This is a genomic window from Brevibacterium salitolerans (genome assembly GCF_039531405.1).
Lineage (GTDB): Bacteria > Actinomycetota > Actinomycetes > Actinomycetales > Brevibacteriaceae > Brevibacterium > Brevibacterium salitolerans.
This window is the reverse complement of sequence record NZ_BAAAPZ010000014.1, coordinates 1-2,651: the sequence shown is the minus strand read 5'-3', so window position 1 is coordinate 2,651 and position 2,651 is coordinate 1. Positions and strand designations below refer to the sequence as shown.

Genomic DNA, 2,651 nt, shown 5'->3' with positions numbered 1-2,651 from the left:
GGGGTGGGGCTGCAGGTGTGTGCGGGCCGGCTGGGCTGTTCAACCCAGCCGGCCCGAACCCACACCACCCGAACACGCCTGCGCCGGGCTCCCGCAGCACTCCAGTGGGTCTGGGTGTTTCCGCTGTTCCGCGCGGTCGGTACTTCCCTATGGCGTGTGGGGCCTTTCATGCAGCGACGCACGACAGCCGGCCTGCGCAGATGCGTATGCTGTGTCGCATGGGAAGCGAATCATCGTCGCCGCGTGAGGAAGAGCGGACACGCGCGGGAGGTTCTACGGGCCGTGGGCGCATTCGGGAGGCTGTCGAGGCGGATGTCCCTGAGATCCTCGGCATGATCGTCGATCTCGCCGAGTTCGAGAAGGAGCCTGACGCCGTGAAGCTCACGGAGAGCGGACTCCGGGATGCGTTGTTCGGCCCTCGCTCCACCATATTCGCGCACGTCGCTGAGGCTGCGGAGGCCGGTGGCACTTCGTTTCGGCTCGACGGGTTCGCGCTCTGGTATCTCACCTTCTCCACCTGGGAAGGCGTGAACGGAATACACCTCGAGGACCTCTACGTCCGTCCGGCGTGCCGCGGCACAGGACGAGGAAGAGCGCTGCTCCAGTCCCTGGCCGCGGTGGCAGTGGCACGGGGGTGGCGCCGTGTCGAATGGCAGGTTCTGAACTGGAACTCCGCGGCGATCGAGTTCTACCGGTCCCTGGGTGCTCATCCGATGTCGGAGTGGAGCACATTCCGGCTGGACGGAGGCGCGCTGGAGGCATTCGGCGGCGCAGCATCTTCCGCCGATTCATAACTGTTGCCAGCGCAACCCTTGCCTCGTAGAGTGTGTGCGTCAGCAACACTGAGGAGTGAGCGATGGTTCGTTTTGCGGTGCAGCGACGCGCGGCGGAAGCCGGTGAGCACCTGCAGACCTGGCGACGCATGATGGGGATGCGGGCTGAGGACGTGGCTACGCGTGCCGGGATCTCGCGTTCCACGCTCCGGAAGGTGGAGAAGGGCGACCCCTCGGTGTCCTTCGGCGCGGTTCTGGCCGTCGCTGACGCTGTTGGACAGCTCGAACACGTCGTGGAGGCCTTCGATCCCATGGGCACGGAACTCGGCCGGCTCCGGGCCCAGTCGGCTCTCCCCAGGCGAGTGCGCCGGTGACGGAGTCGGCGAGCGTCTTCGTGGAGCTCGGCGGGGCTCCGGTGCGGGCGGGCATGGCCTTCTTCCACGTCGCGCGCAGACGAGTGACCACCACCTTCTCGTACGCCACCGACTATCTGCGCCGCACGGATGCCTACGCCATAGACCCCCGGCTGCCCCTGATCGCCGGCCCGGCGTCCGTGGAGGGGCTGCCGGGCGCCTTTCAGGACTGCTCGCCTGATCGGTGGGGACGCACACTCGTGGAGAAGCAGTTCCGGCGGGAGGCACAGGAGCGTGGCCAGGCCCGCCGCGATCTCTCGGACGTGGACTTCCTCCTGGGGGTGAGTGACGAGACGCGTCAGGGCGCTCTGCGGTTCACGCGCGGTGAGAGCTCCGAGTTCGTCGCGGCCCATGTCCGGGTTCCTCCCGTCCTCAGCCTGCCGCGCGTGCAGCGAGCGGCAGACCGCGCGGTGGCCGGGGACGGACGTGCGATCCAGGAGCTGCTGGAGGCCGGCACGGGATCGCTGGGAGGCGCACGGCCCAAGGCTGCGGTGACGGGTGACGATGGACGTCTCCTCCTCGCGAAGTTCACGAGGCCGGCGGAGGACCGCCCTGTGATCGAGTGGGAGCAGGTGGCACTGCGTCTCGCAGGGGATGCAGGGATACCGGTGCCTCGGTCCCGTCTCATACGCATCGAGTCCAGGCCGGTGCTCCTCCTTGACCGCTTCGACCGTGCGGAGCGTGGCGCCCGCATCGGCTACATGAGCGCAATGACCGCGGCCGAGCGGCGAGACGGAGAGTACTCGGACTATCTGGATGTGGTGAGTGCGATCGAAGAGCACAGTGCCGATTGGCGCGCGGATGCCGCACAGATGTTCCGACGGGTCGTCTTCTCCGCTGCGATCCACAATACGGATGACCACCTCCGCAATCATGGTTTCCTGCGAACGGACGCCGGCTGGCGTCTGTCCCCGGTGTTCGATGTCAACCCGGATCCGGATCCAGATTCCGACCGGCAGACGGCGGTGATGGGCGCAACCGGAGGGAACGACGAAGCCGAGGCTGTGGTCCAGTTCGCGGAGTACTGCGGGCTGGCACCGCACAGAGCAGCGGAAGTCATCATGGAAGTGGACCGGGCGGTGGCGCGTTGGGCGGATACTGCGCGTGAGGTCGGTCTCGCGGAGCCTGACATTCGGGAGGCGGCAGACGGGCTCGAGATTCCGCGGCGGCGGCTGAGAGCGGCGCTGGAGGCCGCGGCCGGCTCGTAGCCGGTCTGCATCGGAGCACCGCATCGACGAGGTGTTGGGCATCACGGTCTCCGCGTTTGCGCAGCGCGACCATGAGTGTGTAAATTTATCTCTCGTTGCCCAGCAGAAAAGCGCGGGAAACGATCTGAATGGTCAGTCCGGAATGGACAGCCACATTCGGATGCGGTTTCTCGTAACCAATTGCGGGCAGTAGGGGAATTGTTTGTGGATACTGAATGCGTTGCCAGGCCTGTCCGGGTTTTGGGTGGGTGTGGTGT

General features: G+C 66.6%; 3 protein-coding genes. All 3 read left to right on the top strand.

Going from position 1 to position 2,651, the window contains the following annotated elements; genetic code table 11:
* Nucleotides 1-332 precede the first annotated feature (332 nt).
* Nucleotides 333-794, top strand: a complete 462-nt coding sequence (locus ABD240_RS13035; RefSeq protein WP_344337699.1) for a GNAT family N-acetyltransferase — start codon at nucleotides 333-335, stop codon at nucleotides 792-794.
* 62 nt (nucleotides 795-856) lie between these two features.
* Nucleotides 857-1,147 carry a helix-turn-helix domain-containing protein gene (locus ABD240_RS13030; protein ID WP_344337698.1) on the top strand — a complete coding sequence of 97 codons (291 nt, stop codon included), beginning with the start codon at nucleotides 857-859 and terminating at the stop codon, nucleotides 1,145-1,147.
* A complete protein-coding gene (locus ABD240_RS13025) occupies nucleotides 1,144-2,394 on the top strand; it encodes a type II toxin-antitoxin system HipA family toxin (protein WP_291791290.1) in 1,251 nt (416 codons plus the stop codon). Before ABD240_RS13030 ends, ABD240_RS13025 begins: the two co-directional genes overlap by 4 nt.
* Nucleotides 2,395-2,651 lie beyond the last annotated feature (257 nt).